The following is a 19,077-nucleotide window of genomic DNA, read 5'->3' on the forward strand; positions in this document are numbered from 1 at the left end:
AACCCCGAACCCCGAACCCCGAACCCCGAACCCCGAACCCCGAACGCCAGCCGTCAGGGGTTCCGCAGCCCGTAGACGCGGACGCCCTGGCTTTTGCCTTTGAGTTGAAAGGCGCCGAAATCGTTCAGGTCGCGCCCTTGGGGCAGGACCGTCACAAAGTCCTGCGACATGACGAGGTCCTGGTTCAAATCCTTCATCACGCCCTCCAGGCGAAAGGCGGTATTGACGGCATCGCCGATGATCGTGGCATCGCGAACCGCCACCTGGCCGATGTTGGAGCTGGTTACCCGCCCGAAATGGAGCGCAATGCCCACGCGGAACTGCTGATCCGTTTCCGGCCAGGTCCGGGTTGCAGCCAATTGGAGGAGCGTTTCCGCCACATCCAGGCAGGTGGCGCACTCGGTCCCTTGCTGGTCCCGTGCCGGCCAATACGCCAGGACGGCATCCCCGATGTACTTATCAATGATGCCGCTGGCCGACTGCACCGCGTTTCCGACGTCCCGGAACCAATTGCCGACCGCCAGGGCCAACTGGCGTTCGTCCAGTTTTTCGGCCATGGAGCTGAAGCCGCGGATGTCGCAGACCAGAATGGCCACCGATAACAGGGCGTGCTGCCCGTCGATGCTGGCCGCCGCCAGCGTTGCATCCACCGCGGCGTTCGGTTCCTCATCCAGCGTTTGCTCAAAGATCAATTCGAAATTGGCAATGCGAACCCGCGCCCCGGGTTCCAGTGTGACCGGCATCACCACACGTTGATCGTTTACGTAAGTACCGTTCCGGCTTCCCAGATCCATGATCTGGTATTGAAATCCGTTGTGGCAACGGACGATGGCATGCTGGCGCGAGACGTGATTCCCCGGCAGCGCAACCGTGTTATCCGGGGTGCGCCCGATCGTGGCAGTGTTGCTGACCACCTGCTCAAAGGGAGTCTTACCGGGAGGGTATACGCGAAACTTGGCGGGCATAGAACCAGGGCGATGTTGCCACTTAGCCTCGAAACTTACCAGTACCTTTGCTTTGGGTTCAAGCCAGCCTCTGAGCGCTTGACCGGGCTGCGATCAATCGCTCCCTGCGGCAAAAAGCTTGTAATCTACCGTAACGGTACTCATCGAGCTTCACAAGCGCCGGCCTTCAGAAAAGGAATTCAACGCGAAATGATTGGAAAGAAATGCTCACGTTGGGATTGACGGCTCTGCGCAAACCCTTTATGGTCCGAGCACTCCATCAAGAGTAGCGGAGGGACAGGCCCGTCGAAGCTACGGCAACCGGCTCAGGTCAAATTGAGCGCCCAGGTGCCAAATCCTGCCTCGAGTATCTCGAGGGAAGATGGTGAGCATTGCGGTTTTCATTCGCGGCTCTTGGTGGGTATGGAACACCCGCACTATGGATAAACGCTCTACCTTTTCGCATTTGCGCTGTCGTGAATGCGGCCGCGAGTACTCGAAAGAAGCCATCCACGTTTGCGAGTTCGATTTCGGACCGCTCGAAGCGGCGTATGACTATGACGCCGTTAAAGAGATTCTCTCACGTGAGGTCATTTCGCAGCGTACCCGGTCCATGTGGAGGTACCGCGAGCTTCTCCCCATTGACGGCCAGCCTTCCGTCGGGCTCCACACCGGCTTTACGCCCTTGGTGCGAGCCAAGCGGTTGGCGGAACGCCTTGGCGTGCGTGAACTCTACATCAAGAACGATGCCGTCAATCACCCGACCCTTTCGTTCAAGGATCGCGTGGTCTCCGTTGCCCTGACGCGGGCCAGGGAACTGGGCATGGATACCGTCGCCTGCGCTTCGACCGGCAACCTGGCCAATTCCGTGGCTGCAAACGCCGCGTCCGCCGGCCTGCGCAGCTTCGTCCTGATTCCCTCCGACCTGGAGCCGAGCAAAATCGTCAACTCTCTGGTGTTCGGCACGAACGTCATCGGCATTCACGGCGCCTACGATCAGGTAAACCGGCTTTGTTCCGAGATTGCCGGCAAATACGGCTGGGGCTTCGTCAACGTCAATCTCCGGCCTTACTACGCTGAAGGCTCCAAAACCATGGGGTTTGAGATCATCGAGCAACTCGGGTGGAAATTGCCGCGGCACACGGTGGTTTGCATGGCCAGCGGATCGCTTTTGACCAAGGTGCGTAAAGCTTACCAGGAATTTGTCAAGGTGGGCCTGGCTGAGGACGCCCCGGCCTCCATCTACGGGGCTCAGGCGACCGGTTGCTCACCGATCACGACGGCCGTGAAGAGCGGGACCGACGTGGTTCGTCCCGTGCCGAAACCGCGAACCATCGCCAAATCGCTTTCGATCGGTACACCTGCCGACGGTTATTATGCCATTCGCGTCATGCAGGAAACCGGCGGAACCGCCGAAGACGCGAGTGACGCCGAGATCATCGACGCCATCAAGCTGCTGGCGGAAACCGAAGGCATTTTTGCCGAAACGGCCGGCGGCGTCACCGTGGCGTGCGCCAAAAAACTGATCGAGTCCGGCCGGATTCCGCGCGACGAAAGCATCGTCCTTTGCATTACGGGCTACGGCCTGAAGACGCAGGAGGCGATCACCGAACACGTTGGCGCCCCTTCGCTCATCCAGCCGAACCTGCGCGAGTTCGAGGCGCTCATCGAACCACCCACCCCTTTTACCATCAACTGAACCATTATGTCCGTCCCCGTCCGCATCCCTACCCCGCTTCGCAAGCTTACCCACAATCAGGAAGTCGTTCAGGTCGAAGGCGCAAACGTCCGTGAAGTGCTTAACAGCCTTGAAAGCGCGTTTCCCGGACTGAAGGAGCGCATCTGCGATGAGCACAATAACATCCGGCGTTTCGTCAATGTTTTCGTCAACGACGAAGACATTCGCTTCCTTCAGGAAAGCGATACCCCGGTCAAAAGCGGCGATGAAGTCAGCATCGTGCCGGCCATCGCCGGCGGTTAGAAAAATTTCCTCTGCTGACTGAGCTAAGCTGCCAATACCGGATGCGCGGCCCGGTTGGTCACCGGGCCACGCACGGTTGCCGGCCGGTTGTCGCTCTCCCTCATGCCGGGCTCGGTTACGCGGCCCCTTCCAGACGGGATTTCTGATTCCGGAGTTTCTCCAGGTCCCGCTCCGCGTCTGCCAGCCGGCGGCGCTCCTGTTCTACGACCGCCGCGGGCGCGCGCGCCGCAAAACTCGGGTTGTCGAGTTTTGCCCTGCTCTTTGCGAGCTGGCCGTTCAGCGCATCAATCTCGCGGCTTAATCGCTTCAATTCCGCTTCCCGGTCAATCAGGTCCTCCATCGGAAGCAACAGCCGGAGATCTCCCACCACGGCCACCGCCGATTCCGGCTCGCTCGCCCCGGGCGCCAGCCACTCGACACAAGAAAGCTTGCCTAGGCTGACGATGAACGCGCGATTGTGCGCCACCCAGTCCCGGACCCGATCGTCACCCCCGGACAGAAAGAGCGCCACCTGTTTCCGGTAGGGGACGTCCATCTCCGCCCGAATACGCCGGACCTCGATGACGACCTTTTGGAGCCACCCGATTTCCTGTTCCGCCCCATCGTCAGTGCGGTACTCGCTCTCCGCAGGGAACGGGCGGAGCATGATGCTTTCACCCCTGACCCCGGCCAGCGGCGCGACCGGCTGCCAGAGTTCCTCCGAGATGAACGGCATCACCGGGTGCATCAGCCGCAAGAGGCTTTCCAGCACCTCGATCAACGTGCGCCGGGTCGCCCCCTGTTCTTCGGCAGATCTTTCGGTATCGGCGAGCACGATCTTCGACAGCTCCAGGTACCAGTCGCAGTAATGATTCCAGGTAAACTCGTAAATCGCCTGGGCAACCTGATCGAGACGGTAGTCCGCGATCCCCCTTTTCACTTCGCCGAGAGCATGGGCAAAGCGGGACCGTATCCAACGGTCAATCGTGCTTCCGCGGTCACCCGTTTGGTCCGGGGCAGCCGGAGGCACCACATTCTCAACGTTCATCAGAACGAAGCGCGCCGCGTTCCAGATTTTCGTGCAAAACGCCCGCGAACCGGCCAGCCGGCGGATGTCGAAAGCGATGTCGCGTCCCGAACCCGCCAGCACTGCAAACGTAAACCGGAGGGCATCCGTCCCGTAGGCCTCAAACCCGTTGGGAAATTCCCGGCGAACATTTTTCGCGATGCTCGCCGCCATCTCCGGCTGCATGAGGCCCTGGGTCATCTTTGCAACCAGCGAATCAACGTCCCGCCCGTCGATGATATCGAGAGGATCCAGCACGTTGCCCTTTGATTTGGACATTTTCTGCCCGTGGGCGTCCCGGACGAGGCCGTGGATATACACCGTTCGAAAAGGCACTTCGCCGGTCAGCTTCAGACCCATCATGGCCATGCGCGCAACCCAGAAGAACAGGATGTCGAATGCCGTCACCATGACCGTGGTCGGGTAAAACGTCCTCAGTTCGGGCGTTTGATCCGGCCAACCCAAGGTCGCAAAAGGCCAGAGGGCCGAACTGAACCAGGTGTCCAGAACGTCCTCGTCCTGCCGCAACGGCAGGTCCGGAGAAAGATTGTATTTCGCCCGTGCGTCGGCTTCGCTGCGGGCCACGTACACCTTGCCCTCAGGGTCGTACCATGCCGGGATGCGGTGCCCCCACCAGATCTGCCGGCTGATGCACCAGTCGCGGATCTCCTCCATCCATTGGAAAAAGGTCTTTTCCCAGCCTTTCGGGATCAGCCGGATCCGTTGGTCGCGGACGGCCTCGATGGCCGGGCCGGCAAGCGGCCCGGTTTTGACGAACCATTGGTAGGTAAGGTACGGCTCGATCACCGCGTGGCTGCGATCCCCGCGGGGAATCACCTGGACGTGCGGCTGGATCCCGGCCAGGAAACCCTGGGCTTCCAGGTCGGCCACGATTCGCTTGCGCGCTTCGTAGCGGTCCAGCCCGCGGTAAGCTCCGGGCACCGCGTCGTTCAGGCGGGCATCGCCGGTGAAGATGTTGATGACGGGTAAACCGTGGCGCTGCCCCACATCGTAGTCGTTGAAGTCGTGCGCCGGCGTTATTTTCAGGCAGCCGGTGCCGAATGCGGGATCAACGTGGGCGTCCGCGATCACCGGGATCTGGCGGCCGGTGAGCGGCAGCTCGACGCTGCGCCGGATGAATTTCCGGTAGCGGTCATCTTCGGGGTGGACGGCCACCGCCACGTCGCCCAGCATGGTTTCCGGCCGCGTCGTCGCCACCGTCAGGTAATCGCTCCCGCCCGCGAGCGGGTAGCGAATCAGCCAGAGGTTGCCCGCTTCCTCCTCGTTGATGACTTCGAGGTCCGAGATCGCCGTCCGCAGGACGGGATCCCAGTTGACGAGCCGCTGGCCCCGGTAAATCAGACCTTCTTCGTACAACCGGACGAACACATCCCGGACCACCGGCGACAGACGCTCGTCCATGGTGAATCGTTCGCGGGACCAATCCACTGAGACGCCCATGCGTCGCAACTGGGTGGTGATGGTCCGGCCCGAGCGCTCCTTCCATTCCCAGACCCGTTCGATGAACGCGTCGCGCCCGAGGGCGTGGCGGGATTTACCTTCGGCAATCAACTGGCGTTCAACGACCATCTGGGTCGCGATGCCGGCGTGATCCGTCCCCGGTTGGCCGAGCGTGTTGAAGCCGCACATCCGGTGGTAACGCAGCAGGGTATCAATGATCGTAGCCTGGAAGGCGTGCCCCATGTGCAGGGTGCCCGTAACATTGGGAGGCGGGATGGTGATGCAAAAGGCATCGCCTCGGCCGGAAGGGGAGAAAAAGCCATTTTCCTCCCAGTGCCGATACCACTTTCTTTCTATCGCGGCCGGATCGAAAGACTTCATTTTGGAAACTTCATTTAATGGCAAAGTTCTGATCGCGTGCAACCAGACGGATCAAGGCCATACCATAACGTCACGCCGGGCGAATAAAAGAGCCGAGCCGGTTTTTCGGCCCCGGCTACCTCGCTTTTGCTCCTCGCCATGCGTATTCTTGTGCGCATGAGCATCCCTCCAAACAAGCCGGCCGTCCGTGCCGTGCGCCGGTTTGTCCCCCTGACGGCGGTCCTCGTGCTTCAAACGATTGCTTTTTGCCAGGCCGGCGTCCCGCCGGCCGGCCAGGATGAACCAGGTCCTTCGCCTACCCCCGCGCCGAGCCTGACACCGGGAGCGACCCCGGGGCCCAGCGCCACTCCGCCGCCCGGGGCCACCCCGGCAGCCCCGGGAGCCACGCCCAGCCCGGCGCCCGGAACCTCGCCTTTACCTCCGCCGAGCCTGTAATCCAGCCGGAAAAAGGTGCCCCATCCCAGGGCCATGCCGTCAAACGCCGGAACCGCCCTTAAGCCTGAGGAAAAGGGTTGGCGTCCGCGACGCGCCATCGCCCTGAGCGGCTGGGGCGGCAGCGAGGGCGTGACCGGAAAGCCACGCAGCCGGCTTTCATGCGCACCCGGTTAAACCGTGCTCACCCGAGGCGATCGCCAGCGCCGTGCGCGAGACGGTGAAATTGCTCCAAAAGAATGGGGATTAATTAATCCAGAATTAATCCGTATTTCCATAGTATCTCAATTGGATGTATTTCGCTTTCTTTACGCTCCCCATTTGGAAGGGCATAACCATCTCCCACGAAGTATGAATGTTGTTAACCTGGTTCAAACTAAAGAGGAACTGATTTGCAGAGCCGTGGCACGCCACTACCGGTCGGAGAGGTACGGACGCGGCCCGAGCGCAGGCCTGATGTCTTCTTACGTGGATGCCGTCACCGATGAGGTCGTGCTCGTAAGCCTCGACGGGAAGACGGCCCGGTACGCCGTTGACTCATTCCGTTGATCGATCGTTTCGATCTCCGCTCTCGGCAGGGCCTTTTTTAAAATTACAATAATTATCAATGAAGCGCCCCGTTTCGTTCCGGCTGAACGCTTCCGCGAAAGGACGAGACGGAACCGGCATCAACCCAGGGACTGGAAATTCAGGCCGCTGAAAGTGCTGCTGATCCGTTGGGCCACGCCATCGGACCCGCGTCACCCTCCTGTTCCGGCTGAGCTCGGCCTCACCGCCGCTGTGCTGTTCCCCCCGGAGGTCAAGCGACGGCTCGCAACGATTGAAGCTGCCACCCGGCACGCGCTGGACCTGGCGCGCCAGGCGGCTGCAGCCGCCGGGCCGTCATTGCTCGACCTGGATCGCCTGAGTTGCACGGTGGAAATTCAGAGCGACGATCTGCCCCCTCCCGGCGAGCCTTCCTTGATTACCTGCGAAGGGACCCGGGTATGGCTGGAGAGAACCGGAGACGGCTGACGGCCGCCGCCACCGTGCCCCCTGCCGGTTCCAGCCGTGACGGCGCAGCCCTTAGGACGGCTCCGCACCCATCCGCGTTGCTTCGACGAACGTTTCCGTCTCATTATCAATCTGGCGGCCTTTGCGACCGCCCGCGGCGTGCACGTACAAGGCCCCGCGCTCAACCCGCGCCTTCGGCTCAGGCGGAAGTGAAATCTCGTAGCGCACGGGCTCTTGGTGATCCGCCAGCTGCAGCTTCGGGTTGTACACGCGGTTAAACTTCCAGAGCATCCGGACGAAATTGGTCTGGCCGCGCAGCAGACGGTTCGCGGCGACGCCGGCAGCCGCGCGCAGCGCTGCGAAACCGAGATGCTTTGTGCTCAGCACGCGTTGGGTCTCGACCAACTCCTTGTAAAATTCGTCGAGGGGCAGGTGCGTCGGCAACACGGCATGCTGGATATCGAAGAGACGGTAGTCGCGCGTCGTCAGCCGCCGCGACTCGGTGCGCCAACTCTCCGTGCCCGGATAAGGCGTGTTGACGCTGATATTGACGATTTCGGGAATTTCCATGCACCAATCCCGGATCACCCGGAAGCGTTCCCGGTCCCACGAGGGATCGGCGATCAGGTTGATCGCCACGGTCACGCCGAGGGAACGGGCAAAATCGAGCGCCTCAAAGTTCTTCGAAAGGTCAACCCGTTTTCGAAATCGTTTCAGCCCCTCCTCATCGATCGCTTCGATCCCCAGAAACATGTATTGAAGGCCGATCCGCCGCCAGAATTTGAACACTTCCCGGTTGCGCAGGAGCACATCTCCCCGGGTTTCCAGGTAATACGCTTTTTTGATGCCCCGTTTGGCGATCATTTCGCCGATCCGCATCCCGTGCTCCGCCTGGATAAAGGCGACGTCATCCAGCAGGAAAATTCCGGGCTCCCTGATCCGGCTTAATTCTTCGACGGCGCATTCAGGGGACTTGGTGCGGTAGCTCCGTCCGTAAAAGGTCCAGGCGCTGCAGAACACGCAGTCCCAGGGACAACCGCGGCTGAACTCGATTGAAGCGCAGGGATCCAACACACCGATGAAGTATTTGCGGCGATGCCGGAGCAAGTCGCGCGCCGGCATTACGGCGTCAAGGCTGTGCACAAAAACCGGACGTGGACCTTCTCCCGCCGGGGTCTGCACCCCGGGCACCCGGTGCAGGTTGGAGCGGTCATGCCGCGCCGCTTCCAAAACCGCGGTGATGACCGGTTCCCCTTCGCCTTTGAGCACGGCATCGATACAGCCGGCGCCGTGTTCCAGCACTTCTGCGCCGATGAAAGAGGCGCTATGGCCGCCGACCATGATCAACGCGCTGGGCAGAAGCACGCGGGTGGCCTTCGCCAGGTCGATGATCTCCGGGACGTTGGCCAGGTAGTTGCACGAGTAAACCACCGCGTCGGGAGTCCACGACCTGATCCAGCGAAAATAATCCTGGTGCGTTTCGGTCTGCAGATCGATCACGCGTACCTCGTGCCCTTCCCGGCGCGCCGCGGCAGCCACCAATTCGAGCCCGAGCGGCTCGAGGCGCAGGTAGATCTTGGAATACATCAGGCAGCTTGGATGAACAGCAAGCAGTTTCATGGGTCACACGGCGTTTTGAAGAGAACCGCGGCGCATAGCGGACCGGAATAGGTGTCGTGCGACCGCCGCGCAGAAGGCGGCGAAACGCACACCGGAGAAAGTTCGGCTGGACCGCGGCAGCGAACTCATGGCGCAAGGAGTGTGGCAGGTCGTGCGCTGCAATCCAGGTAAAAGTGCAGACCCGCGGCACGAAGGCCGGACCCCGGCCCGGGTATCGGCACGCGCGCAACCGATACGGGGCGGAAAAACTTAAAGACTGTATATAATATAATATTGATAAAATTAATGATTACTATATCATGGGCGCCGCGGGTTACGCTTCATTTTTCACAAACATGGCATCCTATTCACCGGGTAAATGGCAGACGCCGATCCCTGTTCACGCAGGGGTACTCCTGATCATCGGGCTCGGCGTCGGACTTTACGGCTGGATCTTCGACCTTAATTTCGCTCGTCATCCCATCCCCAGCCTCGCTCCGGTTCACCCGTGGAGCATGGTTCTGCTGGCGGGCTTAGGTTTATGCCTTGTCTTCCTTGGAAAATGCCGGGCCACCGGCTCGCGGTGGCGCTGGCGAACCGCCCAGACGCTTGGTGCCGCGCTGGGATTCATCTCGGTTTACTTCCTCGGCGAAAACGCCCTTTGCCGGGGCGCGACCTGGGTCGACAGCCTGCTCTTTCCGGAAAACATTGCTGCCATTGTCCACGACAGTACAGGGCGTCCCTCGCCGGAAGCGTGCGCGACCTTTCTCGTTTTCGCGGTATCCGTTCTGCTGTTCCGCCCGAATGAGGAGCGCGCCGGGGCATTCACGGTGGCTTCGATTCTGGGTCTGTTTTTCCCGATTCTGGCTTTGTCGGGTTTTCTCATCTATTCCGCCGGATTCAACGGCATGGACACGGCCTTTTTAGGCATGTCGCTGCCAGTTGCGGCCCTCTGCATCGTCCTGGGCAGCGGGTTTGTCGCCCTTAGTCCGCGCGGCGGTTTGGGTTACGTGTTTGACCCGAACCGGTTTGCCGGCGCGATCGTACGCCGCCTTCTCCCGATGGCGGCGGGGGGTCCGGTGCTGCTTGGCTCGATTGTTTACTACGTCATCGTCCGGGGAAACTGGAACGGCCGGTTGGCCGTGGCCCTGCTGGTGCTCCTGACCATCGTTTTGATCGTGCTGGTGCTTCTGATCGGCGATCTGGTCCAGCGCCAGCAGGAGGCGGAACGCCGGGCGGCCGAAGCGCGCGAGCAACTCCTTGAAAAACTAAGGGCGTCTCACGCCAGGATTGAGTCACTCCAGCGCAGCGTGCTGGTCATATGCGCCTGGACCAAGACGGTCTGGAATGGTGAACGCTGGATTCCGGTCGAAGAATTTCTATCTGAGCACCTGGATATACCGGTATCTCACGGTATTTCTGAGGAAGCCTTCAGGCGCCAACTCCAGACGATCGGAGCCGGTAAAGCGTCCCTGAATCAGGCATAATGAAGCAGGGGCAGCCAGCGGAGGAAATTCAGGGGCGATCCGGTTGGCGCGCCACCTACCCCTTTGTCCCGGTCCCGGCCGGGGGCGGAATGTACATTTCAAACCGGGGGATCCGCGTGATAAACGGCCCGCCCTCTTCGCTCGTGCCGATAAACGATCCTTCGGCTACGCTGTGGCAGCCGATCACGTGGTAACTATTGTAAGAGAAATGTTCGCCGGGCCGCAAACGCGGGTGCTCCCCGACCACGCCATCGCCTTCGACGACGACCTTCTGGCCGCGATCATCGCTGATGACCCACTTACGGCCGCGAATCGTAACCACTTCATTTGACCGGTTATCGATGGTGATGAAGTAAACGAAGGGATACGGCCGTTCTTGCGGCGCTTCAAGGGTCGGAACATACATCACCTTGTCGACCGTTACGCGCACCTCTGGAAGCTCGCGATACACCGCCACGAATTGGTGTACAATGAGCCGAACCAAATGAAAAGTGGTTTCCATGCGCATTCCGGTGGCGATGACGATCGCCGGCTCAGATAGCTCGGCCGGGGCCGGTATTCAGGCGGATCTGAAGACCTTTACCCACTTTCACGTGCACGGACTCACGGCCGTCACCTGCGTCGTTGCGGAGGTGCCGGGCCGGGTCCAAAGCATCCAGGCGGTCGACGTCCAGGTCGTGCGTGACCAGATCAGGCTCGGGTTTGAGACTTACACGGTGAGTGCGGTGAAAACGGGGATGCTCTATTCCGCCGCCATCATCGAGGCGGTATGCGACGAACTTGAACGCCTGTCCCAGGCTGCACGGCCGGCGGTGGTGGTCGACCCCGTCATGATCGCCAGTTCCGGCGATCCGCTGCTCGAGCCGCTCGCCGTCAACGGGTACATGGAACGGCTGCTGCCGTTGGCTTCGCTCGTAACCCCCAACCTCGACGAAGCCGGCGCCCTGACGGGCCGCAAACTTGCCAGCCTGGCTGACCTGAGGACCGCCGGAAACGAACTGGCGGCACGTTTCGGCGTGCCTTTTCTGGTCAAGGGAGGCCACCTCCAGGGTGAAACGGCCGTCGACGCCCTGTTTGGGCCGGGTGCGCCCACCGAGTTCACGGCGCCGTTCGTGCCACGCGCGTGCACCCATGGCACCGGATGCACCTACTCCGCAGCCATCGCGGCACAACTGGCGCTTGGCCGGGACCTGTCCGCCGCCATCGGCGAGGCGAAACTTTTCGTCACCCGCGCCATTCGTGAATCGCTGGATTGGTCCCGACCGCAGCCCGTCTCCGCACTGAAACAGTGGTAACGGGTATCGAATTGATCATCCGCAGAACACGCAGAAGGACGCAGAAAAGAGGAACGCATCCACAGATTGACACAGATCAAGAGGACCCGGCGGCAACTCTAAGGCTGACACTCGCACCCACCCCCCATGCTGCCGCTCCGAACTCCGAACCCCGAACCCCGAACCCTTTCCTCCTCTTTCCGCCGTGTTCGCCGTGGCCCGCCGTGTTCGCCGTGTGAACTCTTACGTCGTGCCCGCCAAACCCGCTGTGCCCGCCGTGTGACCGTACTCCCGTTACTCCTCCCATTTTCGAAAGGTTTCCATGGCTTCGTACTCGGCGAGGCCGAGGCGGTCGTAAGCCTGCGCGGTCGCCCGGTTGGTATCCTCGGCCAACTGCCAGAGTTCTCCGCCCATCTCCCGAAAAAACGGGGTTTGATTGCGTTGCGACCGGTACTGGCAGAGGGCGTCAAGTTTGACGAGCAGTTCCGCGGGACTCAGAGGCACCGCCATTTCGATTTCATCCGGCAACCACGCCCGTTCACCCGCAGCGTACAACCAGACCTGGCATGACCGCACCCAGGGTTCCGCACGGTCCCGGACCCATACGCTCCGAAACAACTGAAATGCGATGCCGGCCACACTGTTTGGTTCGGAGCGGGCGCCGGTCAGGTACACCTGGTTCGGCTGCAACTGCCGGAAAAGGCCGGCGACCTGGTCAACGTCGTCGCCCGTCGCGCGGAATTGCCGGTAACGCCCCCGCTCATAAAAGCCGAGGTTGAGGTGAAAGGTGGCGGAAGGGGCAATCTCAAGGACGCGGGCGGCGGCGCGAGCTTCCGCTTGCCGGATCAGCCCTTTGAACCGGCGCAAACCGGCGCTGTCTTCGTCCAGCGGCGACTTTGACTCGAGTTCCTGTTCGAGTTCATGCGGCCAAACGGCGTGGCCGGCGGCAACGATCCCGCCTTGCTGGGCCGCCGCTTTAAGCAGGTTGACGGCCAGTTTGGCTTCGCCGTCCGGCACTCCGAGGTTGCCGGAGGTAAGGTGCACCAGGCTGACCTCGTGGCCTTGCGCGACTAACCGGTTCAACGTACCGGCCATCCCCAGTTCCGCATCCAACGGCTCGGGGCTGAGCACCAGGACCCGTTTCCGGGCCGGCTCAGCCGGCACCGGCCGGTGCGAATCATCCGCATTCGGTTTGCCCCCGGGCCAGCCGGTGATCGTATGCTGAAGCCGGTTGAAGACGCGAATGTTCAGGCCGTACGCCGATCCGGTTTCCACGAGCAGGGGCGACAAGCCGTTCTCGGAGTAATCTTCATCCCGAAGCCGCAGCACGGGTTTGCGCAGTTCGTTTGCGAGCCAGACGACGGCACGCCGGGTTAATGGTTCATCCCAATGCACCGGGCCGACCTTCCAGGGGTAGCGAAAGCGGGTGAGCTCCCCGGCAGCGGTACGGTCCAGGTAACAGCAGGCATTGGCATGAAGCTGCAAAAAGCTGGCCGGCACGGTCGGCGTCGCCGGTCCTTCAATCGCGTCCCGCAGAATGGAAGCCTTGGCCTCGCCCCAGGCCAGCAGGATGATTTCCCGCGCTTCCAGGATGGTGCCGACTCCCATGGTGATCGCGTAAGCCGGCACGTTGGCTTCACCGCGAAAATCGCGGGCCGCATCCCGCCGGGTCAGCCGGTCCAGCGCCACCATCCGGGTACGCGAGTCCGGGCCGGAACCCGGCTCGTTGAACCCGATGTGACCGGTGCGCCCGATACCCAGAATCTGCAGATCCAGGCCGCCGGCCTCTGCAATCCGGCGCTCGTAATCGGCGCAGTACGCAAACACGCCGTCCCGCGGCACCATTCCGTCCGGAACGTGGGTGTTCTCCGGCGGAAGATCGATCCACCGGAACAACTGGTCGTGCATGAACCGGTGATAACTCTCCGGGTGTTCCGGCGAGAGCCCGTAATACTCGTCCAGGTTAAAGGTCACGACGTTCCGGAAAGAGAGCGCTTCTTCCTGGTGCAAACGGATCAGTTCACGGTACAATTTTACCGGAGTGGACCCGGTGGCCAGGCCCAACACCACCCGCTGTCCTGCCCCTGCACGGCGGTAAATGAGTTCCGCAAACCGTTGCGCAATCCGGCCGACGGCGGCGTCCGGAGTTTCGAACACCTCAGTCCGGATGCGTTCGAACTGCTCAGCCTCGGATGCGGAGGAAGGTACCTTCATATTTGCGGCTTTCTAGGGTTCGCCTTTGGGTAATCTTGGTCGAAAACCTGATCATTGCCATCCAATCCCACGATCCGCGGAGCCGCTGGAGCCGCCGTCCTATCCCTTTACTTATTTCGCCCGGGATGATACCTCACCGTGTGAAAATCAACTCGCTGGTATTAACTGGGGCGCTGGTTTTTGGAGGGGTAGCCTTGCATACGGCCGTTGCCGATAATCCGGTCGGGCATGAACTCAGACGGCCGAACGCCGAACCTGAATCTTTCGACGTAAAGAATAATCATGCCCGGATGCACCGGGCGGTTCTGCAGGCGCGAAAGACCGTCGGTACTTTCATCACCGCCTTACAGCATCCGTCGCCAGGCCAGCAGGACTTTGAAGTGAAAAAGGCGTTCCGGCAGGGCAACGAGATCGAACACCTCTGGCTTTCTGACGTGCGGTTGGTCGGAAACCGCTTCCAGGGCAGGATAGACAACGCTCCAACAAAGATCCATGGCCTGAAAGAAGGCGATCCGGTTTCCGTAAACCCGGATGAAATCAGCGACTGGGTTTTTATCGATAACGGCAAACTCGTCGGCGGTTATACCATCCGGGCCCATTATGATGAGCTCTCCCCGGAACAGAAAAAGCAATTTGATCAGGTGGCCGATTTTCGCATCGAGAAGCGTTAGTGCCGCCAAGCCGGACGCCGGCTCAAGCGCGAGTGATCTGTATGAACACAAGCCGAAAGCTTTTTCTGGCCGGCGGTGTAGTGGCGGCTCTTCTGCTGAGCGGTTGCGCCGGCGGCTATTATGCCACGGGCTATGGTCCGGGTCCTTACTATGGCCCTTACTCCGGCCCTTACGTCGGTGACTTCGGCCCCTACTATGGTGGCGGGATAATCTTCGAGGGAGGCTATCACCACTTTTATGGGCGGCACTTCGGAGAACGTCATTTCGCCGGCCCGCACCCGGTTGGAGCGTTTCGCGGTGGCGGCTTCCGCAGCGGTGGATTCCGCGGCGGTGGATTCCAGGGGGGCGGATTTCATGGCGGTGGAGGGCATCATTAGCCATCCGCATAATTGACCACACGGCGGAGCCGGCGCCGGTTGCCTGGTCGCGCCGGCTGGCGGCCGGCTTGCGTGAGGCGACGCACCTCTTGAACGCCCTGGACATCCCTGCAAAGCGGTGGGCTTCCGGTGCCCGGCAACCGGAATGCCGGTCCGCCGGAAGGAACACCGCATGCAGCATTGTCTGCCGTTGGCATTTTTCCGCTTGTGACCTGCGTGGCATTTTTCTATCCAGAGCCACGAATAGATGACTCTTCACTTGTGGCATTCTTTGGCTTGTGGCGTTTGTGGAATTTTTCTTCTGCGGCCGTTCGTGGCATTTTCCCGCTTATGGCATTGGCGGCATCGGTCCCGCAGTGTTTGCAGCCTTTTTCTAGCCGCCACCCTGCTTCTGCTCGCCGGGTGCGGACACCGCCGCCATCGGGAGGATAACCGGCCGCAGTATACCGGGCCGGGCCAGGCAACGGTGCAATACTTCGGGCACGGCTGTTTTCGCGTAAGTTCTTCGATCGGCTTGAGCGTGGTGATTGACCCTTTCAATCCGGCCGTCCTCAACTACCCGGTAAAACCGGTCAGCATTCCAGGTGACGTCGTCCTTATCACCCATGAGGATGACACGGCCGACGACACCGACCTGGTATCCGGTTCACCGCAGATTTTTCGGAGCTCGATGGGGGTCGGCGTTGACCGGGCGAGCGGGATCCTCGTACGGGGCGTACGCACCGGTTCCGAGAACTACGCTGCTTCAAGTAAGCTCAACGTGGCTTATGTCTGGTCCATGGACGGGGTCCGCTTCTGTCACCTCGGCGCGATCGAAGACGCGATCACCTTGTCGGAGTCGCTCCAGATCGGGCCGGTCGACGTGCTTTTCCTGCCGGCCGGCGGCCCCCCGGCCTTCACGGATGACAAACGCAGACAAACGCTTGAGCGCCTGAAACCCCGGCTCATCGTACCGATGATGTACGCAACCCGTTATTCGGGCAGAGTCCCGTTACGTCCCCTGGGCGACTGGCTGTCGCGGCTCCATAACCTTAACGTGGTGCGAATTCCGGGGACCCAGTTCACCGTTTCGCACGCCACCCTTCCAGCGACCCCGACGGTTTACATTTTGTCCACGCCTTAACCGGCCGTTCATGAAAGTTCTTATCATCGGGAGCGGCGGGCGCGAGCACGCGCTGGCTTGGAAGCTGCGGCGTTCTGCCCGGGTACACGAAATCTTCGTGGCACCGGGCAACGCCGGTACCGCGCGCGTGGCCACGAATGCGGCCATTTCGGCCGGGGACTTTCCGCGCCTCCTGAAATTCGCGGAACAGCAAGACATTGACCTGACGGTCGTCGGCCCGGATAACGCCTTGGCTGGGGGTGTGGTCGACTTGTTTGAGGATGCAGGCAGACGCGTGTTCGGCCCGCGGCAAGCGGCGGCCAGACTCGAGTCGTCCAAGAGTTTTGCCAAGGATTTCATGGTACGGCACGGCATGCCCACCGCTTTTTATGCCGTCTGCAGATCACGGGGCGAAGCGCGCGCGGCGCTGGCAAATTTCAGCTTTCCTGTCGCCATCAAGGCCGACGGTTTGGCGCTCGGCAAAGGGGTGGTAATCGCCCACGACCGGCCCGAAGCGGAGCGGGCCTTTGCGGAAATGATCGAGCACGGACGTTTCGGTGAGGCCGGCCACACGGTTGTGCTGGAGGAATTTCTGGTCGGAACCGAGTGTTCCGTGCATGCCTTGGTCGACGGCCGCAATTTTATCCTGTTTCCCACCGCACAGGATCACAAGCAGTTGTACGAAGGTAACCACGGGCCGAATACCGGCGGCATGGGAACATTCAGCCCTTCCGATAAGTTGGCGGAACCGGACCTGGCCGAAATCCGGCGACAGATCCTGGAACCTTTTCTGCACGGCATCCAGGCGGACAAGTTGGATTATCGAGGGCTGCTCTTTCCGGGACTGATGCTGACTTCGGACGGGCCGAAGGTGCTGGAATTCAACTGCCGCTTCGGCGACCCCGAAACCCAGGCGCTCATTCCCCGCCTGGAGAGCGACCTTCTGGATCTGCTTGAAGCGACTCTGGAGCGGCGCCTCGACCAGGTGACGCCGGCCTGGACCGAACAGGCGGCCGTGTGCGTCGTACTCGCTTCCGGCGGCTACCCTGACCAGTACGAGACGCGAAAACCGATTGCCGGATTGCCGGAAGCCGAGCAACTTGAGGACGTGCTTATTTTTCATGCCGGCACCCAGCAGGAAGACAACCGGGTGCTGACGGCCGGTGGCCGTGTTCTGGGAGTTACTGCGCTGGGCGCAAACCTTCCAACCGCGCGTCGCCGTGCTTACGATGCCGTTGAGCGGATAAATTTTGATGGCTGTTATTTCCGGCGCGACATCGGGCTAATCTGAATTCGAGGGAGAAACCTTATGCGCGCTTGCCGCCGCTTTGCGGCATTAGTTCTTATCGGCTTGGCGTCGTGGGCCGGCGCCCAGCCCGTCACCATTCCGCAACCCGCAGGCACGGCGGCGGCCGTCACCTCTCCTGGCGTGATTTCCCAGCCCGGTCCGGGCCATTCTCCGGCTCCGGCGGTGCGCGAGTCGGTCGATAAACTTGGCCCCGGCGAGCTGCAACAGATCTTGTCGGAGATCAAGTCCCGTTACGTCGACCCGCAGGCCTTAGGCAATCAGGAACTAAGCGAGGCTACCCTGGAAGGGTTGTTGTCCCGGCTGGGGCCCGGCATTTCCCTGGAGGCCTCGGGAGCCGGTCCGGTGCCGGCCCCGGACCGGCCGTTCCGGAGCGAAATCCTGCTTGGCCGGTTCGGGTACATCCGGCTGGGAGGAACCAACCCGCAAACGTTGTCGAAGCTGGACGCGACCTTGAAAGATTTCCGGACGCGCAGCTTGAACGGCGTGGTGCTTGACCTTCGAACGGTGCCGCCCGGCGACGATTACGGGCAGGCGTCGGAAATCGCGGCCCGCTTCGTCCCGCCTGACACGGAGGCTTTTCGCTCGATTCAGGCGAAGACCCAGGAAGAGCGCGCGTTTAAAACCGCCGGCGAACCGCTCTATACGGGTCCTCTCACGGTCCTGATCAACCATGACGTCGCCGGGCCGGGAGAAGCTTTGGCCGTGGCGTTGAAAAAGTATGCCCGCGCTCTCCTGATCGGCGAACGGACCGGCGGCCGGACGGTCCTGTATGACCGTGTACCCGTCGGACAAAATCTGGCGTTAAAGATCGCCGTCACCGAGATCAAGGTGCCGGGTATGCCGGACATCTTTCCGAATGGCGTCGTGCCGGACCTCGAAGTGAAACTGCCGGCGGCACAGCAGAACGCGATTTTGACGGCAACCGATAACGCATCGAGCCTGCCTTTCGTTACCGAAGATGAACGGCCACGAACCAACGAAGCGGCGCTGGTTGCAGGCAAAAACCCGGACCTGGACGCTTACGAAGAACAGCAGGCAAACAAAGGCAAACCCCTGAAGCTGAAAGACACGCCCCTGCAGCGCGGCCTCGATTTTCTCACGACCATCGCGTTTTACCGGAACGGGTAACAGGTAACGGGTAACGGGTAACGGGTGGCGGGTAACGCGTAATGGGCCGTGCAGGCTATTAAGAACGCCGTCTTGCTTTGGCCTTATCGGGTGCGACCTCAATCAGGTACTTTAGCAGGCCGCCGAACTGAGCCAGAGTGCAATCCGCTTTGGACACCAGGGACTGGTACGCCGGTCCATCGAGCAACCCTTGGTCGAAAGCGTAAATCAATTGGGCCTTAACTTCGCCAGTCGAGCCTTTGGCAATCGTTAGAAACTGGATGAATTCCTGGCGCCCATTCCTTTCAAAACCTTCGGCGAAATTCGATAAAATCGAGATCAGGGCTTTCTCGATTTGCCATCGCAACTGCCTCTCAGGGCGGAAAACCGGCTGACGAATTGTGGTCCCTGTTGCCCGCACAAAGTCCCGGGCTGTCGTGAATGCTTCGAAGTCCTCGAAACGACGTACCGTGCTCATATAACATGTTTTGCTCATGTTTTATCCTTCGTGCACTGTTCCCGTCGAGGCATTAATAACGTTTATTTTAAAACAACTTGAACTTGACACCGGCCGCCCACCCCCACCATCGCACCCGTTACCCGTTACCCGTTACCCGTTACCCGTTACCCGTTACCCGTTACCCGTTACCCGTTACCCGTTACCCGTTACCCGTTACCCGTTACCCGTTACCCGTTACCC

17 protein-coding genes and 1 riboswitch are annotated in these 19,077 nt (G+C 61.0%); of the genes, 11 read left to right on the forward strand and 6 right to left on the reverse strand.

What is annotated here, in order from left to right:
* Positions 1 to 53: 53 nt before the first annotated feature.
* The gene (locus tag JO015_16750; protein MBW0000747.1) at positions 54 to 965 is read right to left on the reverse strand and encodes an FHA domain-containing protein; all 912 of its coding nucleotides are present in this window, start codon (positions 963 to 965) and stop codon (positions 54 to 56) included.
* A 253-nt stretch (positions 966 to 1,218) separates the two neighbouring features.
* Positions 1,219 to 1,333: riboswitch (SAM riboswitch) on the forward strand.
* A gap of 50 nt (positions 1,334 to 1,383) precedes the next feature.
* Here JO015_16750 and JO015_16755 point away from each other — a divergent pair.
* Entirely contained in the window at positions 1,384 to 2,643 is a 1,260-nt protein-coding gene (locus tag JO015_16755; GenBank protein MBW0000748.1) for a threonine synthase, read from the forward strand.
* A 6-nt stretch (positions 2,644 to 2,649) separates the two neighbouring features.
* Complete coding sequence (locus JO015_16760) at positions 2,650 to 2,925, forward strand: MoaD/ThiS family protein (GenBank protein MBW0000749.1); 276 nt, start codon at positions 2,650 to 2,652, stop codon at positions 2,923 to 2,925.
* A gap of 115 nt (positions 2,926 to 3,040) precedes the next feature.
* Here the strand turns inward: JO015_16760 and JO015_16765 are convergent, their stop codons facing one another.
* The gene (locus tag JO015_16765) at positions 3,041 to 5,812 is read right to left on the reverse strand and encodes a valine--tRNA ligase (GenBank protein ID MBW0000750.1); all 2,772 of its coding nucleotides are present in this window, start codon (positions 5,810 to 5,812) and stop codon (positions 3,041 to 3,043) included.
* Between the two features lie 783 nt (positions 5,813 to 6,595).
* Between JO015_16765 and JO015_16770 the strand changes: the two genes are divergently transcribed.
* Together JO015_16770 and JO015_16775 are read left to right on the forward strand one after the other, a co-directional pair.
* Complete coding sequence (locus JO015_16770; GenBank protein ID MBW0000751.1) at positions 6,596 to 6,793, forward strand: hypothetical protein; 198 nt, start codon at positions 6,596 to 6,598, stop codon at positions 6,791 to 6,793.
* Between the two features lie 153 nt (positions 6,794 to 6,946).
* Positions 6,947 to 7,258 (forward strand): hypothetical protein, encoded by a 312-nt coding sequence (locus JO015_16775; protein ID MBW0000752.1) that lies wholly within the window; start codon positions 6,947 to 6,949, stop codon positions 7,256 to 7,258.
* A gap of 51 nt (positions 7,259 to 7,309) precedes the next feature.
* On the opposite strand, the gene hpnR is transcribed toward JO015_16775, so the two are convergent.
* Positions 7,310 to 8,857, reverse strand: a complete 1,548-nt coding sequence (hpnR, locus tag JO015_16780) for a hopanoid C-3 methylase HpnR (protein MBW0000753.1) — start codon at positions 8,855 to 8,857, stop codon at positions 7,310 to 7,312.
* A gap of 335 nt (positions 8,858 to 9,192) precedes the next feature.
* On the opposite strand from hpnR, the gene JO015_16785 reads away from it, so the two are divergent.
* Positions 9,193 to 10,323: a hypothetical protein gene (locus tag JO015_16785; GenBank protein MBW0000754.1), complete on the forward strand. Its 1,131-nt coding sequence runs from the start codon at positions 9,193 to 9,195 to the stop codon at positions 10,321 to 10,323.
* A 55-nt stretch (positions 10,324 to 10,378) separates the two neighbouring features.
* On the opposite strand, the gene JO015_16790 is transcribed toward JO015_16785, so the two are convergent.
* Positions 10,379 to 10,729, reverse strand: a complete 351-nt coding sequence (locus JO015_16790; protein MBW0000755.1) for an ApaG domain — start codon at positions 10,727 to 10,729, stop codon at positions 10,379 to 10,381.
* Between the two features lie 85 nt (positions 10,730 to 10,814).
* Between JO015_16790 and thiD the strand changes: the two genes are divergently transcribed.
* Positions 10,815 to 11,618: a bifunctional hydroxymethylpyrimidine kinase/phosphomethylpyrimidine kinase gene (thiD, locus tag JO015_16795; GenBank protein MBW0000756.1), complete on the forward strand. Its 804-nt coding sequence runs from the start codon at positions 10,815 to 10,817 to the stop codon at positions 11,616 to 11,618.
* Positions 11,619 to 11,891: 273 nt separating this feature from the next.
* Here the strand turns inward: thiD and nagB are convergent, their stop codons facing one another.
* A complete protein-coding gene (gene nagB / locus JO015_16800) occupies positions 11,892 to 13,811 on the reverse strand; it encodes a glucosamine-6-phosphate deaminase (GenBank protein ID MBW0000757.1) in 1,920 nt (639 codons plus the stop codon).
* Positions 13,812 to 13,951: 140 nt separating this feature from the next.
* Here nagB and JO015_16805 point away from each other — a divergent pair, with 140 nt between their 5' ends.
* From JO015_16805 to JO015_16825, 5 genes are all read left to right on the forward strand, one after another.
* Positions 13,952 to 14,482: a DUF2314 domain-containing protein gene (locus JO015_16805; GenBank protein ID MBW0000758.1), complete on the forward strand. Its 531-nt coding sequence runs from the start codon at positions 13,952 to 13,954 to the stop codon at positions 14,480 to 14,482.
* Positions 14,483 to 14,523: 41 nt separating this feature from the next.
* Positions 14,524 to 14,859, forward strand: coding sequence for a hypothetical protein (locus JO015_16810; protein ID MBW0000759.1), 336 nt, complete (start codon positions 14,524 to 14,526; stop codon positions 14,857 to 14,859).
* A gap of 313 nt (positions 14,860 to 15,172) precedes the next feature.
* On the forward strand, positions 15,173 to 15,982 hold the full coding sequence (locus tag JO015_16815; GenBank protein MBW0000760.1) for an MBL fold metallo-hydrolase: 810 nt from the start codon (positions 15,173 to 15,175) through the stop codon (positions 15,980 to 15,982).
* Between the two features lie 10 nt (positions 15,983 to 15,992).
* The gene (purD, locus tag JO015_16820) at positions 15,993 to 17,252 is read left to right on the forward strand and encodes a phosphoribosylamine--glycine ligase (GenBank protein ID MBW0000761.1); all 1,260 of its coding nucleotides are present in this window, start codon (positions 15,993 to 15,995) and stop codon (positions 17,250 to 17,252) included.
* Positions 17,253 to 17,270: 18 nt separating this feature from the next.
* Entirely contained in the window at positions 17,271 to 18,398 is a 1,128-nt protein-coding gene (locus JO015_16825; GenBank protein ID MBW0000762.1) for a S41 family peptidase, read from the forward strand.
* Positions 18,399 to 18,456: 58 nt separating this feature from the next.
* Here JO015_16825 and JO015_16830 read toward each other — a convergent pair whose 3' ends face one another.
* Positions 18,457 to 18,855 (reverse strand): four helix bundle protein, encoded by a 399-nt coding sequence (locus tag JO015_16830; GenBank protein MBW0000763.1) that lies wholly within the window; start codon positions 18,853 to 18,855, stop codon positions 18,457 to 18,459.
* Positions 18,856 to 19,077: the final 222 nt, after the last annotated feature.

The organism is Verrucomicrobiota bacterium (genome assembly GCA_019247695.1).
GTDB lineage: Bacteria > Verrucomicrobiota > Verrucomicrobiia > Chthoniobacterales > JAFAMB01 > JAFBAP01.